The sequence below is a fragment of the Myxococcus sp. CA039A genome, assembly GCF_013336645.1.
GTDB classification, from domain to species: Bacteria; Myxococcota; Myxococcia; order Myxococcales; family Myxococcaceae; genus Myxococcus; species Myxococcus llanfairpwllgwyngyllgogerychwyrndrobwllllantysiliogogogochensis.
The window spans coordinates 1-1,937 of record NZ_JABUMQ010000621.1; the positions used below are offsets into that span (position 1 = coordinate 1).

At 68.0% G+C, this 1,937-nt stretch carries 1 protein-coding gene; it reads left to right on the forward strand.

Annotated elements, in window-relative coordinates; genetic code table 11:
• Positions 1–1,937 (forward strand): condensation domain-containing protein (locus HR086_RS46450; protein WP_174468867.1); only part of this gene is annotated, 1,937 nt, incomplete at both ends.

A 1,937-nucleotide genomic window follows, 5' to 3' on the forward strand; every position in this document is an offset into this window, starting at 1 on the left:
CCCCTCTCCCTCCTCCCTCCCTCCTCGCTCCTCCTTCGCCCAGGAGCGCCTCTGGTTCCTCCACCAGCTCCAGCCGGACTCCGCCGCGTATGTGATTCCCGAAGCGCTCGAGCTGACGGGCGCGCTGGACACCGAGGCCCTCGAGACGGCGCTGCGGCTGTTGCCGGAGCGGCACTCGTCCCTTCGCGCCGTCTTCGGCTCGTCGGAGGGTCGGCCTCGGATGGAATTCCAGCCCGTGTCCGAGCGCGTGCTCCACGTGGAAGACCTGCGGACGGGTGCTCGGGGTGAAGAGCCGTTGCGTGCGCTGCTCACGCGGCGCCTGGAGGAAGAGAGTGCTCGCCCGTTCTCACTGGAGCACGGGCCGCTCTATCGCTTCCGCCTGTTCAGGCTGGCCGCTGACCAGCATGTGCTGCTGATGGTCATCCATCACATCGTCGTGGACGGCCTGTCCATGGATCGGCTGCTGGTGGAGCTGGCACAGGGATATTCAGAGCTGAGTCAGCGACGGTCTCCGGTGCTGCCCACTCCGCTCCTGGCCTACGCGGATGTCTCCGCGTGGCAGCGCACGCCCGAGGTGCGCGCGCGTGAGGATGTCCACCTCGACTACTGGAAGCAGCAGCTCGCCGATGCCCCGGCGTTGCTCGCGCTTCCCACCGACAAGCCTCGGCCGCCCGTCATCACGGACCAGGGTGGCTTCTCACGTCACCACGCCCTGCCCCGTGACGTCCGTCAGCGCCTGGAGGCCCTGTGCCGACAGCATCAGGTGACGCCGTTCATGGCGCTCTACGGCGTCTTCGCCACCCTGCTCCACCGCTACTCCGGTGAGCGGGAGCTGTGCATCGGCACGCCTGTCTCCGGCCGGACCCTCGCCGCCACCGAGGACATCGTCGGCCTCTTTCTCAACACGCTGGTCGTTCGTACCCAGGTCCCCTCGGGGATGACCTTCGCCGCGTTGCTGGCCCAGGTCCGGAGCACGTCGCTCGACGCCTTCAGCCACCAGGATGTGCCCTTCGAGCGGGTCGTCGATGCGCTCCACGTCGAACGCAGTCTGAGTCACGCGCCGCTGTTCCAGGTGATGTTCGACCTGCGCCGCGTCGACTCGCCCCTCTCCTTCTCCGGCCTGTCTTCGCAGCACGTCTTCGTCGACAACGGCACCAGCCAGCTCGACCTCGCGCTCACCGCCACCGAGCTACCTGACTCCTCCCTCCAGCTCTACTTCCAGTTCCGCACCGACCTCTTCGAGCACGCCTCCGTCGAGCGGATGCTGTCCCACTTCGTCCTCCTGTTGGAGCAGGCCCTCGCCGCTCCCCAGCTTCCTCTGTCCGAGTTCTCCCTCCTCGACGCCGACGAGCGACGACGCGTCCTCCGCGACTTCAACGACACCGACCGGGCCTTCGACTCCGACGGCACCGTCGCCTCCATCCTTGAAGCCGCTTTCGCTCGCACTCCCGACGCTGTCGCGCTCGTCGCTCCGGACGCCACGCTCACCTTCGCGCAGCTTCACGCTCGCGCCTCGCGTCTCGCGTTCCACCTCGCCGCGCTGGGGGTCCGTCCCGAGGCCGTTGTCGGTGTCTGCGTCGAGCGTTCCTCCGAGGCCGTCGTCTCGCTGCTCGCCGTCCATCTCGCGGGCGCGACGTGTCTTCCGCTGGAGCCGTCTCATCCGCCGGCACGCCGAGCCCTGCTGCTTCAACAGTCCCGAGCCTGCCTCGTCATCTCCTCGCCTTCACTGTTCGAGGGAACGCAGCTTGGGATTGTGGTCATCGAGCCGGGTGCCGCACAGCAGCCGCATGCCGCGCTGGCCGAGCCACTGCGCGCGCATCCGGACAACCTGGCGTACATCCTCTACACCTCGGGCTCCACCGGCCTGCCCAAGGGCGTCCTCTCCACCCAGCAGAACGTCGTCCACTGCTTCGACGCCTTCGACTCCCTCTACTCCA